This is a genomic window from Streptomyces sp. VRA16 Mangrove soil (genome assembly GCF_017377775.1).
Classification (GTDB): domain Bacteria; phylum Actinomycetota; class Actinomycetes; order Streptomycetales; family Streptomycetaceae; genus Streptomyces.
This window is the reverse complement of sequence record NZ_JAFVLN010000027.1, coordinates 62,172-85,590: the sequence shown is the minus strand read 5'-3', so window position 1 is coordinate 85,590 and position 23,419 is coordinate 62,172. Positions and strand designations below refer to the sequence as shown.

Genomic DNA, 23,419 nt, shown 5'->3' with positions numbered 1-23,419 from the left:
CGTGCCCCCGCGCAGCCCGTTATTCCCGGGGGGCCCGGCTTGCGGTCCTGAACACCGGCACGCCGTCCCGGAAGGTGACGGCCAGTTCCATCCCGACCCGCAGTGCCGCCGCCTCGCACTCCACCACCTCGGTCATCATCCGCGGCCCCTCGGCGAGGTCGACGACGGCGGCGACGTAGGGGGTGCGGGTACCGAAGGGCGGCAGGTCGTTGCGGTGCACGACGGACCAGGTGTAGAGGGAGGCCCGGCCGCTCGCCGGGCGCCACGCCCCGTCCTCGCTCCAGCAGTACGGGCAGAACTCCCGCGGGTAGTGGTGGCTGCGCCCGCACGCCGCGCAGTGCCGCAGCAGCAGCGTGCCCTCGGCGGCGGCGTCCCAGTAGGCGCGGGTGAAGGCGTCCGGCTCGGGCACGTCGAACCGCGCGCCCCCGCTCGGCGGCGTGGTCGCGGGGCTCATCCGAACAGTCCGATCGCGTGGTCGAGGGACCAGGTCTGCCAGGACATCGCGAACAGGGCGACCAGCGAGATCAGGCCCATCATCGCGTTCTGCCCCTGCTCGGCCCAGTCGTGGATCATGAGCGTGAAGTACAGGAGATTGAGCAGCAGCCCGCCGACGAGGGCGACCGGGGTCAACAGGCCGACGATCAGCCCGAGTCCGAGCGCCAGCTCCGCGTAGACGACGACGTACGCCATCGTCCTCGGCCGCGGTTTCACGACGACGTCGAAGCCGCTGCGCACCGCGTTCCACCGGTGCTTGGCGGCGACGTCGGCGGCCCAGGCGATCCCGGTGCCGCGCTCGAACCAGCCCTTCTTGTCCTTGTGCCGCCAGCTCTCCAGCCACCACAGGCCGAGCCCGATGCGCAGCACGGCCAGCCACTCGGCTCCGCCGAGGCCTATCGCATCCATATCGCGTCCATGAAGTCCGGCCCCTTCCACGACATCTGACGGTACGTCAGTTCAGCGCATCCTCCGGCGGCGCGCAAGGCCCCGTTCCCCGTGATCAATCCGCAATCGATTTCCTCCTTGACCGGACCCCCTCGACAACGGGCCGGATTACGCTCCGCTCATGACCGACGCCAACCCCACGCCGGCCCGCAGCCACGAACGTCCGCCCGTGTACGTCATCGGCGGCGGCCCCGGTGGCCTGGCAGCGGCGGCGAGCCTCAAGGCGCACGGCGTACGGGCCGTCGTCCTGGAGAAGTCCGACCGCGTCGGGGCCTCCTGGCGGGCCCACTACGACCGCCTCCACCTGCACACCACGCGCCGTCTCTCCGCGCTCCCGGGACTGCCGATCCCGCGCCGCTTCGGCCGTTGGGTCGCGCGTGACGACGTGGTGCGCTACCTGGAGAAGTACGCCGAGTACCACGACCTGGAGGTGGTGACCGGCGTCGAGGTGACGCGCGTCGAGCGCACCGCCGACGGCACCGGCTGGCGGCTGCTGGCCACCGGCGGGCGGGAGCTGACCGGCACCGCCGTCGTCGTGGCGACCGGCTACAACCACACCCCGCGGCTGCCCGCGTGGCCCGGCGCGGACTCGTACACCGGACGGCTGCTGCACGCGAGCGAGTACCGCAACCCGTCCCCGTACGCCGGCCAGGACGTGCTCGTCGTCGGGGTCGGCAACACCGGCGCAGAGATCGCCGTCGACCTGATCGAGGGCGGCGCCTCCCGTGTGCGCCTCGCGGTGCGCACGGCCCCGCACATCGTGCGCCGCTCCACCATGGGCTGGCCCGCCCAGCTCACCGGCATCCTCGTCCGCCGCCTCCCGGTCCCGCTGGTGGACCGGCTGGCGGCCCCCATGGGCAGGCTGAGCGTGCCGGATCTCTCGGCGCACGGCCTGCCGCGCCCGGACACGGGCCTGTACTCGCGGGTGCGGGAGGGCTCGATCCCCGTGCAGGACGTCGGCCTCATCGACGCGGTGCGCGGCGGGAAGGTCGAGCCGGTCGCGGCGGTGGAGTCCTTCGACGGGGCCGAGGTGGTCCTCGCGAACGGCAGCCGCATCACGCCCGACACGGTGATCGCGGCGACGGGCTACCGCCAGGGCCTGGAGTCCCTGGTCGGCCACCTGGACGTCCTGGACCCGGCGACGGGCCGCCCCCGCACCACGACCCCACCGGGCCTGTACTTCCAGGGCTACACCAACCCCATCAGCGGCATGTTCCGCGAAATGGCCAGGGACGCGGAACGCATCGCACGGACGGTGGCGAAGCCCCGCTAGGGCCGGTCCGATCCAGGGCCGCACCGGTCGGCCGACAACGAAACGCAAGGGGGGTCCGGGGGCGCGGCCCCCGGGGACCGGGACGGGACAGGGAGGAGGGGGCGACCCGGTCCGTGACCCCGCCACAGACCACGAGCGAGACGGAGTGCACCGCAATGCCACGCGAAAGAACCCCGCTCAACCCGCTCAACGGAAACCTCACCCGCCGCCGCGCCCTTCTCACCGGCGCGGCGGCGACCACTCTCCTGGCCACCGGCACCGGCACCGGCACCGCACGGGCCGCCGACACCAGGGACGTGGACGTGGCCGTCGTCGGCGCGGGCCTCGCCGGCCTGACCGCCGCCCGCGACCTGATCGCCGCGGGCAAGAAGGTCCTCGTCCTGGAGGCGAGGGACCGCGTCGGCGGCCGCGTCGTGAACCTGAAGCTGCCCGGCGGCGGCACCACGGAGGGCGGCGGCGAGTTCATCGGCCCCACCCAGGACCGCATCAAGGCGCTGGCCGACGACCTGGGCGTGGCGACCTTCGCCACGTACAACACGGGCAAGAACGTCCTCTACAAGGACGGCAAGCGCACGCCGTACGCCACCGACGGCCTCCTGGGCTCGGTCCCGCCCATCGACGCGGCGGGCCTCGCCAACGCGGCCGCCGTGCAGGCCCTGCTCGACGACATGGCGAAGAAGGTGCCGGTCGACGCGCCCTGGACGGCGGAGAAGGCGCAGGAGTGGGACCGCCAGACGTTCGAGACGTGGCTGCGGGCGAACGCGGTGATCCCTTCGGCCCGCTTCCTCCTCGACGTCGCGTGCACCTCGATCTTCTCGGCCGAACCGCGCGAACTCTCCCTGCTCTACGTGCTGTTCTACATCGCGAGCGCGGGCAACGAGTCGACGCCGGGCACCTTCGAGCGGCTCACGGAGACGGCGGACGGCGCGCAGGCCACCCGCTTCACGGGCGGTTCGCAGCAGGTGCCGCTGAAGCTCGCGGAACGCCTCGGCACGGACGTGGTCCGGCTGTCCTCCCCCGTGCGCAGGGTCGCGCGCGGCGCCGACGGCCGCTACACCGTCACCGCCGACGGCGTCACGGTCACCGCGTCCCGGGTCGTCGTCGCCGTGCCGCCGCCGCTGGCCGCCCGGATCGACTTCGACCCGCTGCTGCCCGCCGCCCGCGACCAGCTGGCGCAGCGCCTGCCCATGGGGTCGATCGGCAAGGCGATCGCGGTCTACGCCACCCCGTTCTGGCGGGCGGACGGCCTCAACGGTCAGGTCGTCAGCGACGCCGGCACGGTCCGCTCGACCTTCGACAACTCCCCGCAGGACGGCTCCTACGGCGCCCTGATGGGGTTCATCGAGGCGGACGAGATGCGGGCGCACGACGCCGCGTCCGAGGCCGAGGTGAAGGCCGCGGTCCTCAAGGACTACGTGACGTACTTCGGTGACAAGGCCGCGAATCCGGCCGCGTTCGTCCTCCAGCGCTGGGACAACGAGGGCTTCTCGCGCGGCGGCCCGGTCGCCTACGCGCCGCCCGGCGTGCTCACCCAGTACGGGGCCGCGCTGCGGGCTCCCGTCGGCGGAATCCACTGGGCGGGGACGGAGACGTCCGCGTACTGGTGCGGTTACATGGACGGGGCCGTGCGGTCCGGCGAGCGGGTGGCCCGGGAGGTGACGGCGGCGCTGTAGCCCGTCAGCGGCCGGGGCCCGGGTACCGGGTGTACCCGGGGTGACCGCCGCATCCCGCCCGCTCGGCGAGCAGCCGCTTGTGGTGGCTGTTGCGGCGCAGCGCGGTGATCACGACGATGACGGCACAGATGCCGACGCCGGCGGTCGGCAGCACGACGGCCAGGACCAGCCCGCCGACGAACGCGAGGACACCGCCGTCGTTGCCGAGGGCGTACCGGGTCTCCGCCTGCGACGAGCAGGTGATCTTGTAGTAGCCGCTCCGCTGCACGTCGAAGGTGTAGATCAGGTTCCAGGTCTCGTCCCGGGTGAGGGAGACATCCGTTCCCGGATCGGTGAGACGGGGGTCGCCCGGCCCGGAGATGCCGCACTTCGGGCCGGGGGACGGGCCCGGGTAGGTGGCCCAGATCCCGCGGTCGCCGTCCGGTTCGAGCTGGAGAGTGATGGTGTCGCCGTTGACGAACCGGTGACCGGTGTCCACGGAGTCGAGGACGCTCTTGAACCGGAGCACCCCGATGACCAGGCCCAGCAGGCACATCACGACCGCGACGGCGGCCGCGACGACGTACCAGTACCGCCCGGGTCTGAGTTCCTTGGGCGATATGAAGGGCGGCGAAGACGGGAAGGACTGCATCGGCACACCCTAGGTCCTCGGATCGGCCGCGGCCGGGGCCCGGCGGGCCCCGGCGTCCACGCCCGCACCATCCTTTCCCTGCAGCACTGTTCCTGACGGAGCGTCAGTTCAGTAATCTGACAGTGCGTCAGCTATGACGCCGCCGGGTTGTTGCTGTCTCACAGGAGCGGGCGGAGCGATGCTTGGATCGACGTACGGCACCCTGACCACCGACTCCCGCCGGGCCCGCGTGATCGCCTGCGGGGAACAGCCGGGCCCGGCGGTGCACGGCCGGGCCGCGGCCGACGACACGGATGTGAGCGGGCGCCCGCTGCACGCCGACACGGTGGACCTGGACCGGTTCTTCCGGCCCGAGTCCGTCGCCGTCGTCGGGGCGTCGGACGCCGAGGGGCGGCCGGGCACCGGGATCACCCGGCAGCTGATGGCGTGGGCGGAGCGGGTCGGGGCGCGCCTGCACCCGGTGCACCCGACCCGCGAGACGGTCTTCGGGCTGCCCTGTTCGGCGACGGTCGCGGACCTCCCCGAACAGGTCGACCTGGCGGTCCTCCTGGTCGCCGACCCGCTGCCGGTCATCGAGCAACTCGCCGACACGAAGGTGAAGTTCGCGGTCGCCTTCGCCTCCGGGTTCGCCGAGACCGGCGCGGCGGGCGCGGCGGCGCAGGAGCGGCTCGCGGCGGCCGTCGGGCGCTCGGGCCTGCGGCTGCTCGGCCCGAACACCAACCTCAACGCCTTCGAGCGGTTCCGCGACGATCTCGAAGGCCCGGCCATCGCCCTGATCACCCAGTCCGGGCACCAGGGCCGCCCGGTCTTCACCCTCCAGGAGCTGGGCATCCGCCTCTCACACTGGGCGCCCACGGGCAACGAGGCCGATCTCGAAACCGCGGACTTCATCTCGTACTTCGCGCAGCGGCCGGAGGTCGGTGCCATCGCCTGTTACGTGGAGGGGCTCAAGGACGGCCGGTCGTTCCTGCTCGCCGCCGACCGGGCGGCGCGCGAGGGCGTGCCGGTGGTGGCCGTGAAGGTGGGCCGCACGGAGACGGGCGCCCGTACGGCCGCCTCCCACACCGGAAAACTGACCGGCGCGGACACGGTCGTCGACGCGGCGATGCGCCAGTTCGGGGTGATCCGGGTCGACGGGCTCGACGAACTCCAGGACACGGCGGCCCTGTTGGCCCGCGCCAAGCCCCCGCAGGCGGACGGCGTCGTCGTCTACTCGATCTCCGGCGGCACCGGCGCCCACTTCTCCGACCTGGCGACGGCGGCGGGCCTGACCCTGCCCACCCTCTCCGAGGCCAAGCAGACCGAACTGCACCAGTGGATACCGGAGTACCTGAACGTCGCGAACCCCGTCGACAACGGCGGGCACCCCGTCGGCGACTGGCGCGGCCGGAAGATCATCGACGCGATCCTGGCCGACCCCTCGGTCGGCGTGCTGATCTGCCCGATCACCGGCCCGTTCCCGCCGATGAGCGACAAGCTCGCACAGGACCTGGTGGACGCGGCCGAGCGCACGGACAAGCTGGTGTGCGTGGTGTGGGGCTCACCGGTCGGCACCGAGGACGCCTACCGCACGACCCTCCTCGGCTCCTCGCGCGTGGCGACGTTCCGTACGTTCTCCAACTGCATCGGCGCGGTCCGCGCCCACCTCGACCACCACCGCTTCACCGCCTCCTACCGCTCCCCCTTCGACGAGGCGCCGCGCAGCCCGTCGCCGTCCTTCCGCAAGGCGCAGAACCTGATGCGCCCCGGCCACCAGCTCAGCGAGCACGCGGCCAAGCAGCTGCTGCGCGCGTACGGGATCCGCGTCCCGCGCGAGCAGTTGGTCACCAGCGCCGCCGCCGCCGTCCGCGCGGCCTCGCTCGTCGGCTACCCCGTCGTCATGAAGGCGTCGGCGCCGCAGCTCACCCACAAGTCCGAACTCGGCCTGGTGAAGGTCGCGTTGACGTCGGCGAGCCAGGTGCGGGACGCGTACCGCGAGCTCACCGACATCGCCCGGTACGAGAACATCGACCTGGACGGGGTGCTCGTCTGCCAGATGGTCGAGCGCGGCGTCGAGATGGTCGTCGGCGTCACCCAGGACGAGCTGTTCGGGCCGACCGTGACGGTGGGCCTGGGCGGCGTCCTGGTCGAGGTGCTCCGCGACACCGCGGTCCGCGTGCCCCCCTTCGGCGAGGACCAGGCCCGCGTCATGCTCGACGAACTGCGCGGCCGCGCCCTCCTGGACGGCGTCCGCGGGGCGCCTCCGGCGGACATCGAGGCCCTGGTGGAGGTCGTCCTGCGGGTCCAGCGCATGGCCCTCGAACTCGGCGACAGCCTCTCCGAGCTGGACATCAACCCGCTGATGGTGCTGCCGCGGGGGCAGGGAGCGGTGGCGCTGGACGCGCTGGCCGTGTGCCGGTGAGGGGCCCGCGCCCGGGTGCGGGCGCCCTGCGGCCGGTCCCACGGTTCCCCGCGCCCTGAAGCATGCGCTGGGCGCAGCTCCCCCTGAAGGCCGCAGGCCTTTCAGGGGCGCGGGGAACTGCGCGACCAGCCCACCACCACCCGCACCCGGCAGACGCCCCTGCGACGACCACTCCGAAACGGACGGCCCGGCATGACGGACGCACCCCCGAACGACGGCGAGATCCTGCACCGCACCGAGAACAACGTCTCCTGGATCACCCTCAATCGGCCCGCGGCGATGAACGCCGTCACCTGGGACCAGCGCGAGCAGATCATCGCCCTGCTCACCGCGGCCTCCGCCGACCCGGACATCCGCTGCGTGGTCGTCACCGCGACCGGCAAGGGCTTCTGCGCGGGCGCCGACCTGCGCGGCGCCCCCGCCACAGCAGAGCGCGTCACCGGCGACGTCAGCCGCACGATCCGGCTCGGCGCCCAACGCCTGATCGCCACGATCCTGGACTGCGAGAAACCGGTGATCGCGGCGGTGAACGGCACCGCCGCCGGCATCGGCGCCCACCTGGCCCTCGCCTGCGACCTGGTCCTGGCCACCGAGTCGGCCCGCTTCATCGAGGTGTTCGTCCGGCGCGGCCTGGTCCCGGACGGCGGCGGCGCCTATCTCCTGCCCCGGCTGATCGGCCCGCAGCGCGCCAAGGAGCTGATGTTCTTCGGCGACGCGCTGCCGGCCGCCGACGCGGAACGGCTCGGCCTGGTCAACCGGGTGGTTCCGGAGGGAGAGTTGACGAAGACCGCCCGCGAGTGGGCCGAGCGCCTGGCGGCGGGCCCCACCCGCGCCCTCGCCCTCACCAAGCAGCTGGTGAACGCCTCCCTGGACAGCGACCGCGCCACCGCGTTCGCGGCCGAGGCCACCGCCCAGGAACTCAACATGACGACGCGGGACGCGCAGGAGGGCGTGGCGAGCTTCGTGGAGCGGCGCTCACCGACGTACGAAGGCCGCTGAACCCCGCGCTCTCACCAGGCCAGCGGATAGCGGACCGCGTGCCCGCCGACCCGGCCCGGCAGCATGCCGATGGCGACGAGCAGCACGGTGGCCAGGAGCAGCAGCGGCAGGAACGGCACGACGGGCGGCCCCTGGAGCACCACGATCACCGAGGTCGCGGCGGCCGGGGAGTGCGAGAGGCCGGTCAGCATCATCGCGCCGAGCGAGAGCCCGGCCGCGATCGCGGCGCCCCAGCTGGTGCTGCCGGTCACGGCGTGGGTGCCGTAGCCGATGGCGGCGGCGAGCAGCTGGCCGCCGACGAGGTTGCGCGGCTGGGAGATCGGCAGGCCGGGGGCGCCGTGCACCAGGGCGGCGCTGGCCGCGATCGGAGGTATCAGCAGGGGCTGGTGCAGCAGGACCCCGAGTGCGGCGAGCAGCAGCAGGGCGCCGATCGCGAAGCTGGTGGCGCGCAGGGCGTGCAGGGCGTGCGGCATGCGCGGACGGGGCGAGGGGGTGGTCACTTCTCTGGCTCCGGGCAGCTAAAGGCAGGTCAGGGCTGGCGAGGGGTTGCCGACGAGCATAAACAGAATGTTGAACAAGTCCTCACGCTTTGCCCCTGAGGCAAGAACCTTGCCGCCCGAGCGGCGCCGCGGCCGGGTCAGGCGCGCCGCACGGCGGGCGCCACCGCGGCGACGGCGGCGGGCCTGCGCGTCTCGAAGAGGATGAGCAGACCGTTGGCCGCCATCAGCGTCGCGGTCAGGCCGTGCACGCCGAGCGCGGTGGCCACGGAGCCGTGGTGGGACAGCACGGTGGCCATGTCGCCGTACGCCGTGAACGCCTCCACGAGCACGACCCAGCCGAGCGCCCGCCGGTGCCCCGTCACCAGCAGGACGCCGAGGACCAGGCCCATGACGACGTCGCGGATCCCCTTGAGGACCAGGAAGCCGCCGCCGTCGCCGGAGGGCCAGGTCGGGAAGCCGTAGGTCGGCGCCGTGGTCTGCGGGATCAGGATGAACTCCGTACCGAACCAGAGGATGAAGAGAACGAAGGCGACGGTCAGAACGGTGTTGATCTTCTTCAGCAACATGCGTGCCCCCCTTGGGCGTTGAACGCGGGCGTTGAAGGTGTCGAGGATCAGACGAGGGCGGCGGCCAGCAGGGTGAAGGCGCCGACGATGACGGCGACGCGGACGTAGTGCAGCCGCTGCCAGAGCTTCAGCTGCTCCTTCCAGTCGGCGGGCCGGTTCTCGGGGGTGTTGTTCTTGTTCCGGTCGTTGATCGGGACGAGCAGCAGCACCGACATGACCACGCTGACGAGCAGCAGCACCCCTGCGCCGACGACGAGCCCGGAGCCGTCGCGGTGCCAGCCGGTGCCGGCCCAGACGCCGACAAGGACGAGCGAGCCGATGTACCAGAACGGCATCAGGGCGCCGAGCATCCGGCCCCCGTGCGCATGACCCATCTGACGGCTGTCGTCGGGCAGCGCGTCGAGGATCGGCCCCATGACGAAGGCGACCGCGAACTCCACCCCCACCATCAGGCCGACGAGCACAGTGGTGACGACCTCAAGCGCACTGAACATGACACCCTCCCGGCATCTAGCGTTGCTAGCTGATGAGGCAACGCTAGACCTACTGCCGCTCGATTGTCTAGCGGTGCTAGGATCGAATCATGTCGGTACAAGAACGCAAGGAGCGCGAGCGGGCGGAGCGCGAGCGCCTCATCGTGACGACGGCCCGTGAACTCGCCGAGGCGCAGGGCTGGGACGCGGTCACCACCCGCCGGCTCGCCGAGCGCATCGAATACAGCCAGCCCGTCCTCTACAGCCACTTCCGCGGCAAGCGGGAGATCATCGGCGCCGTGGCCCTCCAGGGCGCCACCGAGCTGGCCGCGGCGGTGCGCACCGCGACCGCCGCCGTGGACGGCCCGCGCGAGCGGGTCGCCGCCCTCGCCCGCGCCTATCTCGACTTCGCGGCCCGCAACCCCGCGGTCTACGACGCGATCTTCCAGCTCGACGGCGGCCTCGCCTACGCGCAGGAGGACACCCCGGCCCCCCTCAAGGACGCGTTCGCCGCGCTGCAGGAGAGCCTCGGCGAGGTCGCGGGGGACGGGGTCGGGGCGGGCCTGTTCACCGAGGTGTTCTGGGCGTGCCTGCACGGGGTGGCGACCCTGACCCGGTCGGGGCGGCTGCCGGCGGAGTACACCGAGCAGCGGGTGGAGCTGCTGGTGGCCCGGCTCCCCGTGACCTGACGCACCCGGGGGGGGCGAACGGGTCGGAAGGAGGGCCTGCACACCTCTTCACACCTGACGACCCGTCAGTTTCAATGGATCCATGATGGGACACGCAGGGATGGCGGCCACCGTCGTCCGGTACCTCAGGTCCGTCGGCTCCCCCACGTCGTCCGGGCCCGTGGAGACGCTGCCCCGCCCCGATCTGCGCGCCGTCGGCGACGACGAGCGGGCGCCCGTGGACCCGGCCGAGTTCCGCCGGGTCCTCGGCACGTTCGCCTCCGGCGTCACCGTGATCACGGCCCCCGGCGAGGACGGCGGCGCCCCCGCCGGGTTCGCCTGCCAGTCCTTCGCCTCGCTCTCCCTGGACCCGCCGCTGGTCGCCTTCATGGTCGCGCGCACGTCGACGACCTGGCCCCGGATCGCCCGCGCGGGCGTCTTCTGCGTGAACGTGCTCGGCGCGGACCAGGGCGCGCTGTGCCGGGGGTTCGCGGTGAGCGGGGCCGACAAGTTCGCGGGCGTGGAGTACGACGCGGCGCCCGTCTCCGGGTCGCCGCGGCTGGGCTCCGTCGCCGCCTGGATCGACTGCGCGATCCACGCCGTGCACACCGGCGGCGACCACCTGATCGTGGTGGGCCGGGTGACGGCACTGGGCGCGCCGGACACGGAGGTGGGCCCGCTCCTGTTCCACCGGGGCCGGTTCGCCCGGATCGACGACTAGCTCCGGTCACGTCGGCGACTGCGGCTCCGGTGCGTGCTTCTCGAGGGCGTCTGCCGTGTGGCGTTTTCGTTGCGGGGTGCGGGTGCGTGGGGGCCGGTCGCGCTCCGCGGCGAAGCCGCTGATGGGTACGGCCCCGCGCCCCTGAAACATGCGCTGCGCGCAGCTTCCCCGTCGAGGGAGATGCCGCACCGAAGGTGCGCATCTCAGGGGCGCGGGGAACTGCGCGAGAAGCCCCACCGGGCCGGTAGCCCGCAACGAAACCACCACCCGGCAGCCCCCTAGCCCCCCAGAGCCGGCGCAACCGCACCGCGCCGGATCACCAGAGCCATCAGCGCCGCAGCCGCGCAGAGCCCCCCGGACGCGTACCAGACCACGTCGTACGAGCCGAACACGTCGCGCGCGACACCGCCGAGGAACGCCACCACGGCCGCCCCCACCTGGTGCGATGCCAGCACCCACCCGAACACGATCGCGCTGTCCTCCCCGTAGTGCTCCCGGCACAGCGCGATGGTCGGCGGCACGGTGGCCACCCAGTCGAGTCCGTAGAAGACGATGAAGAACAGCATCGGCGGATGGACGGACGGCGCGAGCAGCACCGGCAGGAAGACCAGGGAGACGCCCCGCAGCGCGTAGTACACGGCGAGCAGCCGCCGCGCCTCGAAGCGGTCGGTGAACCAGCCGGAGGCGATCGTCCCGGCGACGTCGAACACCCCGATCACCGCGAGCAGCGACGCCGCGGCCGTCACCGGCATCCCGTGATCGTGCGCGGCGGGCACGAAGTGCGTCTTGACCAGGCCGTTGGTCGAGGCGCCACAGATCGCGAACGTCCCGGCGAGCAGCCAGAAGGGACCGGTCCGCGCGGCCCTGGACAGCACCCCGAGCGCCCGCCGCGCCGCGCCCGTGACCGGCGCGGGCTTCGGCACGAACTCCGTGGCGCCGTACGGCCGTACGCCCACGTCGGCCGGATGGTCGCGCAGCAGCAGCCACACGAACGGGACGACGGCGAGCGCGGCGAGGGAGACGGTCACCGCGGCGGGCCGCCAGTCGTGCTTCTCCACGATCCAGGAGAGCAGCGGAAGGAAGATCAGCTGCCCCGAGGCGCCGGCCGCGGTCAGGATGCCCGTCACGAGCCCGCGCCGGGCGACGAACCAGCGGTTGGTGACGGTCGCGGCGAAGGCGAGCGCCATCGAACCGCTGCCGAGCCCCACCAACACCCCCCAGCACAGGACCAGTTGCCAGGCCGCCGTCATCCACACGGTCAGCAGCGAACCGAGCGAGATCACGCTCAGCGCGACCGCCACGACCTTGCGTATGCCGAACCGGTCCATGAGCGCGGCGGCGAACGGCGCCGTGACCCCGTACAGCGCGAGGTTCACGGACACGGCGAATCCGATGGTGCCGCGCGACCAGTCGAACTCGTCGTGCAGCGGCTCGATGAGCAGGCCGGGCAGCGAGGCGAAGGCGGCGGCGCCGATGATCGTCACGAAGGTCACCGCGGCGGCGGCCCAGGCCCACAGGGTGCCCGGACCACCGGCGGCGGAGCCGGTCGGAGTGCTGGATGCGGAGGTCTGCGTCGTCGTCACGGAAGAAGTTTCGGCGAGGGAATCCGTTCGCGACAGTGGCCCGAATGACAGGCTTCGCTACGATCGGGCCATGAGCGCTTCCAGGACCGCGGGCTCCCGGCACCGCGTCGTCGTACTGGCCATCGACGGCGTCATCCCCTTCGAACTGGGCATCCCGCAGCGGATCTTCGGCCGCAGCCGCGGCGCCTCGGGCGAGTACCTGTACGAGGTGGAGACCTGCGGCGTCACCGGCGCGGGCCCGGTCAGGACGGAGGCGGACTTCGCGATCCTGGTGGAGCGCGGCCCGGAGGCGCTGGCGACCGCGGACACCGTGGTCGTCCCGTCCTCGTACGCGCTCGGCCCCGCCCACGACGAGGGCCGGCTCTCCCCCGAGCTGGCCGCCGCGCTGGCCCACATCCGCCCCGGCACCCGGCTGGTCTCGATCTGCACGGGCGCCTATGTGCTGGCCGCCGCGGGCCTGCTCGACGGGCGTCCGGCGACCACGCACTGGGCGGACGCGGAGAACTTCCAGCGCACGTACCCGGCGGTCCGGGTCGACCCCGACGTGCTGTTCATCGACGACGGCGACATCCTCACCTCGGCGGGCGTCGCGGCCGGGATCGACCTGTGCCTGCACATCGTCCGCCGCGACCACGGCACGGCCGTCGCCAACGACATCGCCCGCCGCACCGTCGTCCCGCCGCACCGCGACGGCGGCCAGGCCCAGTACATCGAGCGGCCGGTCCCCGAACCGCAGTGGGCGACCACGACCCGGGCCCGCGCCTGGGCCCTGGCCCACCTCCACGAGCCGATCCAGCTGCGCGACCTGGCCGAGCAGGAGTCCATGTCGGTCCGCACGTTCACGCGCCGCTTCCGCGAGGAGGCGGGCGTCAGCCCCGGCCAGTGGCTCACCCAGCAGCGCGTGGAGCGGGCCCGCCACCTCCTGGAGTCCTCGGCGCTCTCCATCGACCGGATCGCCGCGGAGTCGGGCTTCGGGACGGCCCAGTCGATGCGCCAGCACCTCCAGGCGGCGCTCGGGGTCACACCGACCGCCTACCGCAGGACGTTCAGCGCCGCGGGGTGACGCGTCGGAAAAGCCGCGCGCGGCGCGTGCTTCAGGGGCGCGGGGCTGTGCCCATCAGCGGCTCCGCCGCGGGGCGCGAAGCAGGACGGCCGGCCCGCGGCCGCGCGACAACCGAACCCCGCACACGCGACCGCCCCCGCTCCCCCCAGAACCCCGCACACGCGACCGCCCCCGCTCCCCCCAGAACCCCGCGACCCCCAGCACCACGGTCACCCCGACCCCCACCAGCACCGCCCCGCTCGGCGGCACCACCCGCAGCATCGCCCCCGCCAGTGACCCGCTCCCCGCGTAACCGGCCCCCACCGCCGCGTACATCACGGAGTACCCCGCCGCGAGCGCCCCGGGCGGCAGCATCTCCCGCAGCGTCAGGTTCCGCGTCAGCATCGCTCCGGCCTGGAGCACCCCCGCCACCACCAGCCCCGCGGCGATCGCCCCCGCCCAGGGCACCAGCGCGACCCCGGCCACGCATCCGGACACCCCGAGCACCAGCACCAGGCTCTGCGTCGGCAGCCGTCCGGGCCACGCCCGCAGCCCGTACACGAACGCCCCCACCGCGGAGCCGATGGAGAACCCGGCGAGCAGCGGCCCGGCGAGCCCCACCCCGAAGCCCCGCTGCTCAAGGAGCGCGGGCAGGATCAGCTCGGCCATGGCGAGCAGCGACAGACTCGCCGCCCCGGTGACATAGGCGGGCCAGGCCCGCAGCAACACCCGTACAGACGCCCGTTCTTGGTCCTTCCCGCCGTCGGCGACCCACCCCACGGGCAGCAGCCACAGGCCCGGTACCGACACGGCCATCAGGCCGCCGGCCAGCAGCAGCGGCACCCAGGGGGCCACCGACAGCGCGAGCCCCGCCGTCGCGGCCGGCGCGACGGCCCACACCCCGAAGGTCAGGATCGACTCGAACGACATCGCCTGCGGCACCGCCCGGTCCGGCGTGACCCGGGTGAGCAGCGCCCGCAGCGCACCCGGCGCGGCTCCGGGCGCCGCCCCCGCGACGAAGGCGAACACCCCGAGCAGCGCCGGATGCACGGCGTGCGCCAGGCCGAGCGCGCCGAATCCGCAGGCCCCCACCGCGAGCCCGGCCGCGAGCTGGGGCCGGGCCCGCTCGGCGCGCAGCCGGGTGCCGAGCAGCGGGGCGCCGATGATCTCCCCGACCACGTAGACGGCGGCGAGCACGGCGCCCAGCGAGTACCCGCCGGGCCGCTCGCGGACGAGGAGGACCACGGCGAGCGGCGCCATGGCGACCGGCATCCGCGCACAGACGGCCACGGCGGCCCAGGCCGACACGGCCCGTCCCGAGGTACGGAAGAGGAGGCGGTAGCTCATCCCCCGACCGTAGGGCCGGGCACGGGCTCCTCCCCACCGAATTCCCGCGGACCGGACCCGAAGCCGGAGCCGGGGCTCAGAACGTCAGCACCCCCCGGGCCACCCGCCCCGCCTCCGCGTCCTGGACGGCCTTGCCGAAGTCCTCGACCGGGTACGTCCGCGTCACCAGCTCGTCCAGCAACAGCCGCCCCTCGGCGTAGAGATCGGCGTAGAGCCGGATGTCGCGCTGCGGCCGTGACGAGCCGTACCGGCAGCCGAGGACCGACTTGTCCAGGAAGAGCTGCGCGGGCACGAACGACGCCTCGGCGTCCGCGGCCGGCATCCCGAGCAGCACCGCCTGCCCGTGCCGGTCGAGCAGGTCGATCGCGGCCCGCACCAGTTCGACGCGGCCCACGCACTCGAAGACGTGGTCGGCGCCGTCGGGCAGCACGTCGCGCACCGCGCCCACGTCCGTGAGGAACTCGCTCGCCCCGAACTGCCGCGCCACGGACTCCTTCTCGGGGTTGGAGTCGACGGCGACGATCCGCAGCGCCCCCGCGATCCGGGCCCCTTGGAGGACGTTGAGACCGACGCCGCCGGTGCCGATGACGACGACCGAGTCGCCCCGGTCGACCCTCGCGCGGTTCAGCACCGCGCCCACGCCCGTCAGCACCCCGCACCCGATCAGGGCGGCCGAGGTCAGCGGGATCTCCTTGGGGATCTTGACCGCCTGCACGGCCTTCACCACGGTCCGCTCGGCGAAGGCCGAGTTGGAGGCGAACTGGTAGAGCTTCTCGCCGCCCCGCGAGAACGGCTTGTGCGGCATCCCGATCGCCTTGCGGCACATGGTCGGCCGCCCCCGGTCGCACTCGGCGCAGGCCCCGCAGTTGGCGAGCGTGGACAAGGACACGTGGTCCCCCGGCGCCACATGGCTCACCCCCGCCCCCACTGCCTCCACCACGCCCGCGCCCTCGTGCCCGAGCACGACGGGCCGCGGGAACGGGATCGTCCCGTCGATCACCGACAGATCGCTGTGGCACAGTCCGGCGGCGGCGACCCGCACGAGCACCTCCCCGGGCCCCGGCTCGCGTATCTCCAAGTCGTCCACGACGACGGCCTGCCGGCCGTCGAACACAACACCCCTCACGACTGGGCCTCCCTGGGTAGGCCGAGCACGCGCTCGGCGATGATCGTGCGCTGGATCTCGTCCGAACCGCCGTAGATCGTGTCGGCCCGGCTGAACAGGAACAGCCGCTGCTGCTCGTCGAGTTCGTACGGCGCCCCGGTGCTCCAGTCGCGAGGTCCGACGGCGGCCGCGGCCCCCCGCACCTGCACGGCGAGCTCCCCGAGCCGCTGGTGCCAGCCGCCCCACAGCAGCTTGGCGACGCTGGGCGCGCCCCGGTCCTCGGCGCCGCCGAGGGTGCGCAGGGCGTTCCACCGCATGGTCCGCAGCTCGGCCCAGAGCCGTACGAGACGGTCGGCGACGACGGGATCGCGCACCGCCCCCGAGGCGACGGCGTCCCGCACGACGCTCTTCAACTCCTGGTCGAATCCGATCTGCTGGGCGAGGGTCGACACGCCGCGCTCGAAGCCGAGCAGCCCCATGGCGACCTGCCAGCCGCGCCCCTCCCCGCCGACGACCTCCTCGGCGAGGGCCCCGTCGAAGAACACCTCGTTGAACTCGCTGGTGCCGGTGAGCTGCCGGATGGGCCGTACGTCGATGTGGTCCGGCTGGTCCATCGGCACGAGCAGGAAGGAAAGCCCGCGATGACGCCGCGAACCCGCCTCGGTCCGGGCGAGCACGAAACACCAGTCGGCCTCGTGCGCGAGCGACGTCCACACCTTCTGCCCACTGACCCGCCACCGCCCGTCACCGTCGCGTACGGCGGACGTCCGCAAGGAGGCGAGGTCCGAGCCGGCGCCGGGTTCGCTGTACCCCTGGCACCACAGCTGCTCCCCGCGGGCGATCGGCGGCAGAAAGCGGCGCCGCTGCTCCGGGCTTCCGTAGGCGAGCAGGGTCGGTGCGAGGAGGTTCTCCCCGATGTGCCCGCACCGGCCCGGGGCGCGGACCCGTGCGTACTCCTCGGCCCAGACGACCTGCTGGGTGAGGGAGGCGACGCGATTGCCGTACCCGCCCTCGGACCAGCCGATCCCGATCCAGCCGCCGGACCCCAATTCCTTTTCCCAGGCACGCCGTTCGGCGGCGCCCACGTGCTCGCTCCCCGGCCCGCCCCGCCCCACGATCCCGGCGAAGGCCCCCTTGTGCGCCTCCAGCCAGGCCCGTGCCTCGCGCCGGAACTCCTCGTCCTGCTCCCCGAACCCGAACTCCACGCCCGCCACCCCCACCCTCGCTATTGATTGGGCCGTTCCTTGGCGGCCGCGGCCCGTGCCATCTCCTCCAGCCGGTCGAGCATCGGCATCGGGTCGGTGCCCACGGCACCCGGCAGGAAGTCGGCGATCCGCTCCGGGGTCCAGGAGCCGCCCTCGGCGTACCCGGCCCGCAGCTCGCGCGGCTGCGCCCACACGGCGATCTTCGGCCCGGCGACGGTGTACACCTGCCCGGTGATCTTCTCCTCGCGGGCCCGGTCGCTGAGCAGATAGACCACGAACGCGGCGACGTCCTCGGGCTCGCCGATCTCCTTCAGCGTCATGGGGACGTTGGCCGACATCCGCGTACGGGCGACGGGCGCCACCGCGTTGGCGGTCACTCCGTACTTGTGCAGGCCGAGCGCGGCGCTGCGCACCAGCGAGATGATCCCGCCCTTGGCCGAGCTGTAGTTGGCCTGTGCGACGGACCCCTGGTGGTTGCCGCTGGTGAACCCGATGAGCGTGCCGGTCCCCTGCTTGCGCATCACGGCGGACGCGGCCCGGAAGACGGTGAAGGTCCCCTTGAGATGTGTGGCGACGACGGGGTCCCACTCCTCCTCCGACATGTTGAAGAGCATCCGCTCGCGCAGGATCCCGGCGACGCACACCACCCCGTCGATCCGCCCGTACGCCTGCACCGCGGTGTCCACGATCCGCTGCCCGCCGGCCATGGTGGACACGTCGTCGGCGACGGCGACGGCCTCACCGCCGGCCGCCTCGATCTCCTTCACGACGCCCTGGGCTATCTCGGAGGTGGGCTCGCCGCCCTCGATGGACACCCCGTAGTCGTTGACGACGACCTTGGCGCCCTCGGCGGCGCAGGCGAGCGCGACGGCCCGCCCGATGCCGCGCCCCGCCCCCGTCACGGCGACGACCTTGCCTGCCAAGAAGTTCCCCATGCCCGGCCCCTTCCCGCGATTTCTGACGACCCGTTAGATTTTGCCTTCGAGCGGATTCTACGACCCGTCAGATACGGGAACACAAGACCTGGAACACAAGACCCGGGAGGCCCCGATGCCCCTGCCCGCCGAGTTCCACGACATCGCCAAACGCGTGAACAACTGGGGGCGTTGGGGAGAGTCCGACGAGATCGGCACCCTCAACCTCGTCACCGACGAGGTCGTCCGCGAGGCCGCGGCCGAGGTCCGTACGGGCCGTCGCGTCCCGCTCGCGCTCACGCTCAAGGAGGACGGCGTGCAGTCGGGCCTGATCCCGGGCCGGGTGAACCCGCTGCACACCATGGTCCAGATCAACCAGGAGATCTTCGGTCCCGGCACGGTGGCCTGCAGCGACGACGCCGTGACGATGGGACTGCAGGCAGCCACCCACTGGGACGCGCTCACCCATGTCTCGCACTCGGGCCGCCTCTACAACGGCCGCCCGGCGCAGACCGTCACCGCGCACGGCGGCTCGGAGTTCAGCGGCATCGACAAGGCCCCGTACATCGTCTCGCGCGGCGTGCTGCTCGACGTGGCGGCGGCGAAGGGCGTGGACCGCCTGCCCGGGGACCACGCCGTCACCCCCGAAGACCTGGACGAGGCGGCGGAGTTCGGCCGGGTCACGGTCAGGTCCGGCGACATCGTCCTGGTCCGCACGGGCCAGATCCAGGTGTACCTCGCGGGCGACAAGCACGGCTACGGCTACCCGTCACCGGGGCTCTCGGTGCGCACCCCCGAGTGGTTCCACGCCCACGACGTGGCGGCGGTCGCCAACGACACCCTGACCTTCGAGATCTTCCCGCCGGAGATCGAGAACCTGTGGCTGCCCGTGCACGCCCTCGACCTGGTCGAGATGGGCATGCTCCAGGGCCAGAACTGGAATCTGGAATCTTTGTCCACAGCCTGTGGAGAGACGACCCGCTACAGCTTCCTGCTGTCGGCGATGCCGGAACCGTTCAAGGGCGCGACGGGAACCCCGGTGGCACCGGTGGCCGTCTTCTGATCGAGGGCGCGGCGCGCCCCGGGCCTTGCCGAGGACCCCCGTCACAAGGGCCCTCGACATCCCCTCGCAGCGACTCGCTGCCCACAAGCGTGATCAAACGGACACGGCCCGTCAACAGCCGTCCGGGTATTTGCGGTTAATGCGCAGAATGTTCAGGCGCTCACAGAAGCACTGGGGAGGAGTGAACCCGGCGCATTCGCCCCGGCGCACCGGTCGATCTCGCACCAGATCGCCTTGCCCGCACCCTCGGGCCGCCACCCCCACCGGTCGGCGAGGACGTCGACGAGTTCGAGCCCGCGCCCGTTCGTCTCCTCGCCGTCCGCGTGCCGGGGCGTCGGTGGCCGCGTGCTGGAGTCGGCGACCTCGACGCGCACCGTGCCGGGGCACGCCTCACCGATGCCGGATTCTCCGGGCAGCACCATCCGCAGCACGGCCGGGCGTCCGGTGTGCACCACGGCATTGGTCACGAGCTCGGAGACGAGCAGGATCAGCGTCTCGGCGACCGGTTCATCGGCGTCTATGCCCGAACCGGCGAGACGCGACCGCGCCCACCTCCGGGCCCGCCCCACTTCCGCGGGGTCGGCCCCGACCTCCAGTTGAACCTGAAGCACCTGCACCGCTCACACCATCCGAATCCGGCGGGACCGTTGGAGTTCTGCCTCGCGCCACTGACCGAGCTGGCCACTGAGGATGATCACGGATCGTGATCTCCTTACTGCACAGCATGGTTGACGTTCAGTCACCCCAACAAGCGCTTCGGGCATATTCCAGCGCGAAGGAGTACCCGTGCGGCATACTGTGCGACGCACCTCGCGGGGGATCGAACAGGCGGGCGTGATGCTCCGCCCTGCGCTGTGAACGGCGCGCATCGGCAGTCCAGGCGTCGCCTCGGAGGCAACCCCGGCACCGTCACCCGGGTTCAGCACCACTCGCATCTGCCACAAGGTACCGGAGCCGGACGCCGACTCCGCCGCGTGACGAGCCCCACGAAGGACACAACCCGATATCGACGCACCGTCACCGTGCGTGCACCTTTCGTCAGGGCCGTCGGGGCTCGCCGCGCCGCCGGCTCACAGCGCCGCCGCGAGAACCTCCTCCGCGTCCCGCGCCCGGCCGCCCAACTCGGCCCGCACCCAGGCCCGCTTCAGGTGCAGATGGACATCGGCCTCCCAGGTGAAGCCCATGCCGCCGTGCACCTGGAGGCAGTCACGGGCGCCCCGCACGGCCGCCTCGTCGGCGAGCAGTTTCGCCGCGGCGACCTCGACGGGGTCCTCGGTGACCGCGGCCGCGTACACCGCCGCACGGGCGATCTCGACCCGTACGAGCATCTCGGCGCACAGGTGTTTCACCGCCTGGAAGGCGCCCACGGGCTGCCCGAACTGTTCGCGGTCCCGGGCGTGTTGGACCGCCATGGCGAGGGTGCGGCCCGCCGAGCCGAGCTGTTCGGCCGCGTACAGCAGGGTGGCCCGCCAAGGGGGCGGCGCGCCGCCCGGCAGCCGGTGCAGCGGGGTGAGCGGGTCGACCGGCGCGGCCAGCGCCTCGGCTCCCGTCACGTCCCCCCGCACGACGTCCGCCGCGTCCATCCACGGCACGAGTCCCGCGTACGGGGCCGTCACCACCACGTCCCCCGTCGCGGCGCCCTCGACCCCGCCCGCCGCGAGGAACGTCGCCACCAGCGGCCCCGGCACCAGCGCGCGCCCGCACTCCTCGAAGACGAGCACGGCCTCCGGCAGCCCGAGCCCGACGCCGCCCGCGCTCTGCGGCAGACAGAGCGAGAAGAGACCGGCCGCGCCGAGCTCCCGCCACAGCGCCCGGTCGAGGGCGGGTACGGCCGCGGCCGCGTCGACGGATGCCCGCAGCGCGTCCCGGCCGAACCGCCCCTCCAGCAGCTCCCGCGTCCCGTCCCGCAACGCCCGTTGGTCATCGGTCGGTTGAAAGTGCACGGCCGCTCACCTCCCGCCCTTCGGCAGCCCGAGGATCCGCTCGGCGACGATGTTCCGCTGGATCTGCGAGGTCCCGGCGGCGATGGTGTACGACAGCGAGGAGAGCCGGTCGAGCGTCCACTCCTGCCCCGCGTCCAGCGCGCCCGCGCCGCCCAGCACCTCGGCCGCGACGTCGTAGAGCCGCTGGCGCGCGTGCGAGTACCGCAGCTTGAAGACGGAACCGCCGATGCCCGGCACCCCGCTCCCGCTCGCCTGCGCCTCGCTCACGTTCCACTGGGTGAGCCGCCACAGCGCCCCGAACTCGGCGCCCAGGAGGGCAAGTTCGCGCCGCAGCACCGCATCGTCCCAGCGGCCGCTCTTGCGGGCGTGCGCGGCCAGTTCGCCGAGGACCCGCCGGCAGGCGACGACCTCGCCGACGAACGCGGTGCCGCGCTCGAACGACAGGGTGACCATGGTGACCCGCCAGCCGTCGTTCTCGTCGCCTACCCGGTTGCCGACCGGGACCCGCACCTCGTCGAGGAACATCTCCGCGAACTCGGTCGACCCGGCGAGGGTGCGCAGCGGGCGGACCGTGATGCCGGGCGCGTCCATCGGCAGGGCGAGCCAGGTGATGCCGCGGTGCTTGGAGGGGGCGGCGGGGTCGGTGCGCACGAGCAGCTCGCACCAGTCGGCGACCTCGGCGTGCGAGGTCCAGATCTTGGAGCCGCTGATCACGTAGGCGTCGCCGTCGCGCACGGCCCGCGTGCGGAGGGCGGCGAGGTCGGATCCCGCGTCGGGCTCGCTGAACCCCTGGCACCACACCTCGTCGCCGCGCAGCACCGGCGGCAGCCAGCGCTCGCGCTGTGCCGGGCTGCCCTCGGCGGCGATGGTCGGCCCGGCGTGCAGCAGCCCCACGAAGTTCGCGCCCACGTACGGGGCGCCGGCCTTCTCGGTCTCCTCCAGGAAGATCAGCCGGGTGGTCGGCGAGGCGTCCCAGTGCACGTCCCCGTACCCGGCGTCGTACAGCCTGCGCTGCCAGCCCGTGTCGTAGGCGCGGCGCCCCGGCCAGTCCCCCGGCGACGGCTTCGGCGGCAGCTGGGGCAGCACCCCGCCCAGCCACTCCCGCAGCCGCGCCCGGAACGCCTCTTCCTCCTCGGTGTACGTGAGGTCCATGGGGCCGGGCCTACTTGTCGAGGTCGAGATCGAGCATGCGGATGGCGTTGCCGCGCATCAGCTTGTAGACCGTCTCGTCGTCGAGGCCCTTCACATGGTCGAGGGCGACCTCCTTGGTGTTCGGGAAGGTCGAGTCGACGTGCGGGTAGTCGGTCTCGAAGGTGGCGTTGTCACGCCCGACGACGTCGAGCGAGGCCACCCCGTGCTTGTCGCGGAAGAAGCAGCAGAACATCTGCCGGTAGTAGTACGTGGACGGCGGCTCGGGGATCAGGTCGCGGACGCCGCCCCAGGCGCGGTGCTCCTCCCACACGTCGTCGGCGCGTTCGAGGGCGTACGGGATCCAGCCCATCTGGCCTTCGCTGTACGCGAGTTTGAGCCGCGGGAACTTCACGAGGACGCCGCTGAAGAGGAAGTCCATCATCGAGGCCATCGCGTTGTTGAAGCTGAGCGAGGCCTGGACGGCGGGCGGGGCGTCGGGGGACGCGGCGGGCATCTGGGAGCTGCTGCCGATGTGCATGTTGACGACGGTCCCGGTCTCCTGGCAGACCGCGAAGAACGGGTCCCAGTACCCGGAGTGGATCGACGGCAGGCCGAGGTAGGTCGGGATCTCGGAGAAGGTCACCGCCTTCACCCCGCGCGCGGCGTTGCGCCGGATCTCGGCGACGGCGAGTTCGACGTCCCACAGCGGGATGATGCACAGCGGGATCAGCCGGCCGCCGCTGTCGCCGCACCACTCGTCGACCATCCAGTCGTTGTAGGCGCGCACGCAGGCCAGGGCCACCTCCTTGTCGTGCGCCTCGGCGAACGTCTGCCCGCAGAACCGGGGGAAGGTCGGGAAGCAGAGCGACGCCTCGACGTGGTTGAGGTCCATGTCGTCCAGGCGCGCCTTGGGATCCCAGCAGCCGCGCCGCATCTCCTCCCGGGTGATCCCCTCCAGGGTCATGTCGTCCCGGTCGAAGCCGACGGCGGCGATGTTGCGCTTGTACGGGAACTTCAGGTCCTCGTAGATCCACCAGTCGGTCGGCGGCCCGTCCGGGTCCATCGTGATCTGGTACTTGCCGCCCACGTAGGCGAGTTCACCGATCCCGGCCGTCAGCGGCCTGGGCCCCCTGTCCCGGTACTTGGCCGGCAGCCAGGTCTCGAAGAGATGGGCCGGTTCGATCACATGGTCGTCGACGCTGACGATGCGCGGCAGTTCCGTCATGAGTACCCCTCAGA

The 23,419-nt window shown here is 72.6% G+C and carries 23 protein-coding genes; 8 read left to right on the top strand and 15 right to left on the bottom strand.

What is annotated here, in order from left to right; genetic code table 11:
* Positions 1-19: 19 nt before the first annotated feature.
* Both J3486_RS41475 and J3486_RS41470 read right to left on the bottom strand, forming a co-directional pair.
* On the bottom strand, positions 20-454 hold the full coding sequence (locus J3486_RS41475; RefSeq protein WP_207829313.1) for a Zn-ribbon domain-containing OB-fold protein: 435 nt from the start codon (positions 452-454) through the stop codon (positions 20-22).
* Entirely contained in the window at positions 451-903 is a 453-nt protein-coding gene (locus J3486_RS41470) for a DoxX family protein (protein WP_207829311.1), read from the bottom strand. Before J3486_RS41470 ends, J3486_RS41475 begins: the two co-directional genes overlap by 4 nt.
* Positions 904-1,063: 160 nt before the next feature.
* Between J3486_RS41470 and J3486_RS41465 the strand changes: the two genes are divergently transcribed.
* Positions 1,064-2,215, top strand: coding sequence for an NAD(P)/FAD-dependent oxidoreductase (locus J3486_RS41465; protein ID WP_207829310.1), 1,152 nt, complete (start codon positions 1,064-1,066; stop codon positions 2,213-2,215).
* Positions 2,216-2,370: 155 nt separating this feature from the next.
* Complete coding sequence (locus J3486_RS41460; RefSeq protein WP_207829309.1) at positions 2,371-3,888, top strand: FAD-dependent oxidoreductase; 1,518 nt, start codon at positions 2,371-2,373, stop codon at positions 3,886-3,888.
* A 4-nt stretch (positions 3,889-3,892) separates the two neighbouring features.
* Here the strand turns inward: J3486_RS41460 and J3486_RS41455 are convergent, their stop codons facing one another.
* On the bottom strand, positions 3,893-4,519 hold the full coding sequence (locus J3486_RS41455) for a hypothetical protein (RefSeq protein ID WP_207829308.1): 627 nt from the start codon (positions 4,517-4,519) through the stop codon (positions 3,893-3,895).
* 178 nt (positions 4,520-4,697) lie between these two features.
* On the opposite strand from J3486_RS41455, the gene J3486_RS41450 reads away from it, so the two are divergent.
* A complete protein-coding gene (locus J3486_RS41450) occupies positions 4,698-6,920 on the top strand; it encodes an acetate--CoA ligase family protein (RefSeq protein ID WP_207829307.1) in 2,223 nt (740 codons plus the stop codon).
* Between the two features lie 192 nt (positions 6,921-7,112).
* Positions 7,113-7,919 carry an enoyl-CoA hydratase/isomerase family protein gene (locus tag J3486_RS41445; protein ID WP_207829306.1) on the top strand — a complete coding sequence of 269 codons (807 nt, stop codon included), beginning with the start codon at positions 7,113-7,115 and terminating at the stop codon, positions 7,917-7,919.
* 11 nt (positions 7,920-7,930) lie between these two features.
* Here J3486_RS41445 and J3486_RS41440 read toward each other — a convergent pair whose 3' ends face one another.
* From J3486_RS41440 to J3486_RS41430, 3 genes are all read right to left on the bottom strand, one after another.
* Entirely contained in the window at positions 7,931-8,419 is a 489-nt protein-coding gene (locus tag J3486_RS41440) for an HPP family protein (protein WP_207829305.1), read from the bottom strand.
* Positions 8,420-8,556: 137 nt separating this feature from the next.
* Positions 8,557-8,985: a DUF4267 domain-containing protein gene (locus tag J3486_RS41435; protein WP_207829304.1), complete on the bottom strand. Its 429-nt coding sequence runs from the start codon at positions 8,983-8,985 to the stop codon at positions 8,557-8,559.
* Positions 8,986-9,032: 47 nt separating this feature from the next.
* Positions 9,033-9,479, bottom strand: a complete 447-nt coding sequence (locus J3486_RS41430; protein WP_207829302.1) for a DUF1772 domain-containing protein — start codon at positions 9,477-9,479, stop codon at positions 9,033-9,035.
* Between the two features lie 89 nt (positions 9,480-9,568).
* Between J3486_RS41430 and J3486_RS41425 the strand changes: the two genes are divergently transcribed.
* A complete protein-coding gene (locus J3486_RS41425) occupies positions 9,569-10,147 on the top strand; it encodes a TetR/AcrR family transcriptional regulator (RefSeq protein ID WP_207829300.1) in 579 nt (192 codons plus the stop codon).
* Positions 10,148-10,232: 85 nt separating this feature from the next.
* Positions 10,233-10,847, top strand: a complete 615-nt coding sequence (locus tag J3486_RS41420) for a flavin reductase family protein (protein WP_207829323.1) — start codon at positions 10,233-10,235, stop codon at positions 10,845-10,847.
* 278 nt (positions 10,848-11,125) lie between these two features.
* Here the strand turns inward: J3486_RS41420 and J3486_RS41415 are convergent, their stop codons facing one another.
* Positions 11,126-12,430 carry an MFS transporter gene (locus tag J3486_RS41415; RefSeq protein ID WP_207829299.1) on the bottom strand — a complete coding sequence of 435 codons (1,305 nt, stop codon included), beginning with the start codon at positions 12,428-12,430 and terminating at the stop codon, positions 11,126-11,128.
* Positions 12,431-12,500: 70 nt separating this feature from the next.
* On the opposite strand from J3486_RS41415, the gene J3486_RS41410 reads away from it, so the two are divergent.
* On the top strand, positions 12,501-13,493 hold the full coding sequence (locus J3486_RS41410) for a GlxA family transcriptional regulator (protein ID WP_207829298.1): 993 nt from the start codon (positions 12,501-12,503) through the stop codon (positions 13,491-13,493).
* 54 nt (positions 13,494-13,547) lie between these two features.
* Here J3486_RS41410 and J3486_RS41405 read toward each other — a convergent pair whose 3' ends face one another.
* The 4 genes from J3486_RS41405 to J3486_RS41390 form a co-directional block, all read right to left on the bottom strand.
* Positions 13,548-14,819: an MFS transporter gene (locus tag J3486_RS41405; RefSeq protein ID WP_207829297.1), complete on the bottom strand. Its 1,272-nt coding sequence runs from the start codon at positions 14,817-14,819 to the stop codon at positions 13,548-13,550.
* Between the two features lie 76 nt (positions 14,820-14,895).
* Positions 14,896-15,945, bottom strand: coding sequence for a Zn-dependent alcohol dehydrogenase (locus J3486_RS41400; RefSeq protein WP_207829296.1), 1,050 nt, complete (start codon positions 15,943-15,945; stop codon positions 14,896-14,898).
* The gene (locus J3486_RS41395; protein WP_207829295.1) at positions 15,942-17,129 is read right to left on the bottom strand and encodes an acyl-CoA dehydrogenase family protein; all 1,188 of its coding nucleotides are present in this window, start codon (positions 17,127-17,129) and stop codon (positions 15,942-15,944) included. Before J3486_RS41395 ends, J3486_RS41400 begins: the two co-directional genes overlap by 4 nt.
* 20 nt (positions 17,130-17,149) lie before the next feature.
* Positions 17,150-18,064: an SDR family oxidoreductase gene (locus J3486_RS41390; RefSeq protein WP_207829294.1), complete on the bottom strand. Its 915-nt coding sequence runs from the start codon at positions 18,062-18,064 to the stop codon at positions 17,150-17,152.
* 115 nt (positions 18,065-18,179) lie between these two features.
* Here J3486_RS41390 and J3486_RS41385 point away from each other — a divergent pair, with 115 nt between their 5' ends.
* Complete coding sequence (locus tag J3486_RS41385; protein WP_207829291.1) at positions 18,180-19,106, top strand: cyclase family protein; 927 nt, start codon at positions 18,180-18,182, stop codon at positions 19,104-19,106.
* A 152-nt stretch (positions 19,107-19,258) separates the two neighbouring features.
* Here the strand turns inward: J3486_RS41385 and J3486_RS41380 are convergent, their stop codons facing one another.
* The 4 genes from J3486_RS41380 to J3486_RS41365 all read right to left on the bottom strand — a co-directional run bounded on the left by J3486_RS41380 (position 19,259) and on the right by J3486_RS41365 (position 23,405).
* Complete coding sequence (locus J3486_RS41380; RefSeq protein WP_207829290.1) at positions 19,259-19,723, bottom strand: ATP-binding protein; 465 nt, start codon at positions 19,721-19,723, stop codon at positions 19,259-19,261.
* 453 nt (positions 19,724-20,176) lie between these two features.
* The gene (locus J3486_RS41375; protein WP_207829289.1) at positions 20,177-21,049 is read right to left on the bottom strand and encodes an acyl-CoA dehydrogenase family protein; all 873 of its coding nucleotides are present in this window, start codon (positions 21,047-21,049) and stop codon (positions 20,177-20,179) included.
* 6 nt (positions 21,050-21,055) lie between these two features.
* On the bottom strand, positions 21,056-22,201 hold the full coding sequence (locus J3486_RS41370) for an acyl-CoA dehydrogenase family protein (protein WP_207829288.1): 1,146 nt from the start codon (positions 22,199-22,201) through the stop codon (positions 21,056-21,058).
* A 10-nt stretch (positions 22,202-22,211) separates the two neighbouring features.
* Complete coding sequence (locus tag J3486_RS41365; protein ID WP_207829287.1) at positions 22,212-23,405, bottom strand: amidohydrolase family protein; 1,194 nt, start codon at positions 23,403-23,405, stop codon at positions 22,212-22,214.
* Positions 23,406-23,419 lie beyond the last annotated feature (14 nt).

Excerpts from the sequence above, each read along its gene's own strand:
- J3486_RS41470 (WP_207829311.1), bottom strand. The coding sequence starts at position 903 with ATGGATGCGATAGGCCTCGGCGGAGCCGAGTGGCTGGCCGTGCTGCGC.
- J3486_RS41365 (WP_207829287.1), bottom strand. The coding sequence starts at position 23,405 with ATGACGGAACTGCCGCGCATCGTCAGCGTCGACGACCATGTGATCGAA.
- J3486_RS41390 (WP_207829294.1), bottom strand. The coding sequence starts at position 18,064 with ATGGGGAACTTCTTGGCAGGCAAGGTCGTCGCCGTGACGGGGGCGGGG.
- J3486_RS41445 (WP_207829306.1), top strand. The coding sequence starts at position 7,113 with ATGACGGACGCACCCCCGAACGACGGCGAGATCCTGCACCGCACCGAG.
- J3486_RS41435 (WP_207829304.1), bottom strand. The coding sequence starts at position 8,985 with ATGTTGCTGAAGAAGATCAACACCGTTCTGACCGTCGCCTTCGTTCTC.
- J3486_RS41460 (WP_207829309.1), top strand. The coding sequence starts at position 2,371 with ATGCCACGCGAAAGAACCCCGCTCAACCCGCTCAACGGAAACCTCACC.
- J3486_RS41465 (WP_207829310.1), top strand. The coding sequence starts at position 1,064 with ATGACCGACGCCAACCCCACGCCGGCCCGCAGCCACGAACGTCCGCCC.
- J3486_RS41370 (WP_207829288.1), bottom strand. The coding sequence starts at position 22,201 with ATGGACCTCACGTACACCGAGGAGGAAGAGGCGTTCCGGGCGCGGCTG.
- J3486_RS41410 (WP_207829298.1), top strand. The coding sequence starts at position 12,501 with ATGAGCGCTTCCAGGACCGCGGGCTCCCGGCACCGCGTCGTCGTACTG.
- J3486_RS41455 (WP_207829308.1), bottom strand. The coding sequence starts at position 4,519 with ATGCAGTCCTTCCCGTCTTCGCCGCCCTTCATATCGCCCAAGGAACTC.
- J3486_RS41385 (WP_207829291.1), top strand. The coding sequence starts at position 18,180 with ATGCCCCTGCCCGCCGAGTTCCACGACATCGCCAAACGCGTGAACAAC.
- J3486_RS41430 (WP_207829302.1), bottom strand. The coding sequence starts at position 9,479 with ATGTTCAGTGCGCTTGAGGTCGTCACCACTGTGCTCGTCGGCCTGATG.
- J3486_RS41475 (WP_207829313.1), bottom strand. The coding sequence starts at position 454 with ATGAGCCCCGCGACCACGCCGCCGAGCGGGGGCGCGCGGTTCGACGTG.
- J3486_RS41425 (WP_207829300.1), top strand. The coding sequence starts at position 9,569 with ATGTCGGTACAAGAACGCAAGGAGCGCGAGCGGGCGGAGCGCGAGCGC.
- J3486_RS41450 (WP_207829307.1), top strand. The coding sequence starts at position 4,698 with ATGCTTGGATCGACGTACGGCACCCTGACCACCGACTCCCGCCGGGCC.
- J3486_RS41420 (WP_207829323.1), top strand. The coding sequence starts at position 10,233 with ATGGGACACGCAGGGATGGCGGCCACCGTCGTCCGGTACCTCAGGTCC.
- J3486_RS41405 (WP_207829297.1), bottom strand. The coding sequence starts at position 14,819 with ATGAGCTACCGCCTCCTCTTCCGTACCTCGGGACGGGCCGTGTCGGCC.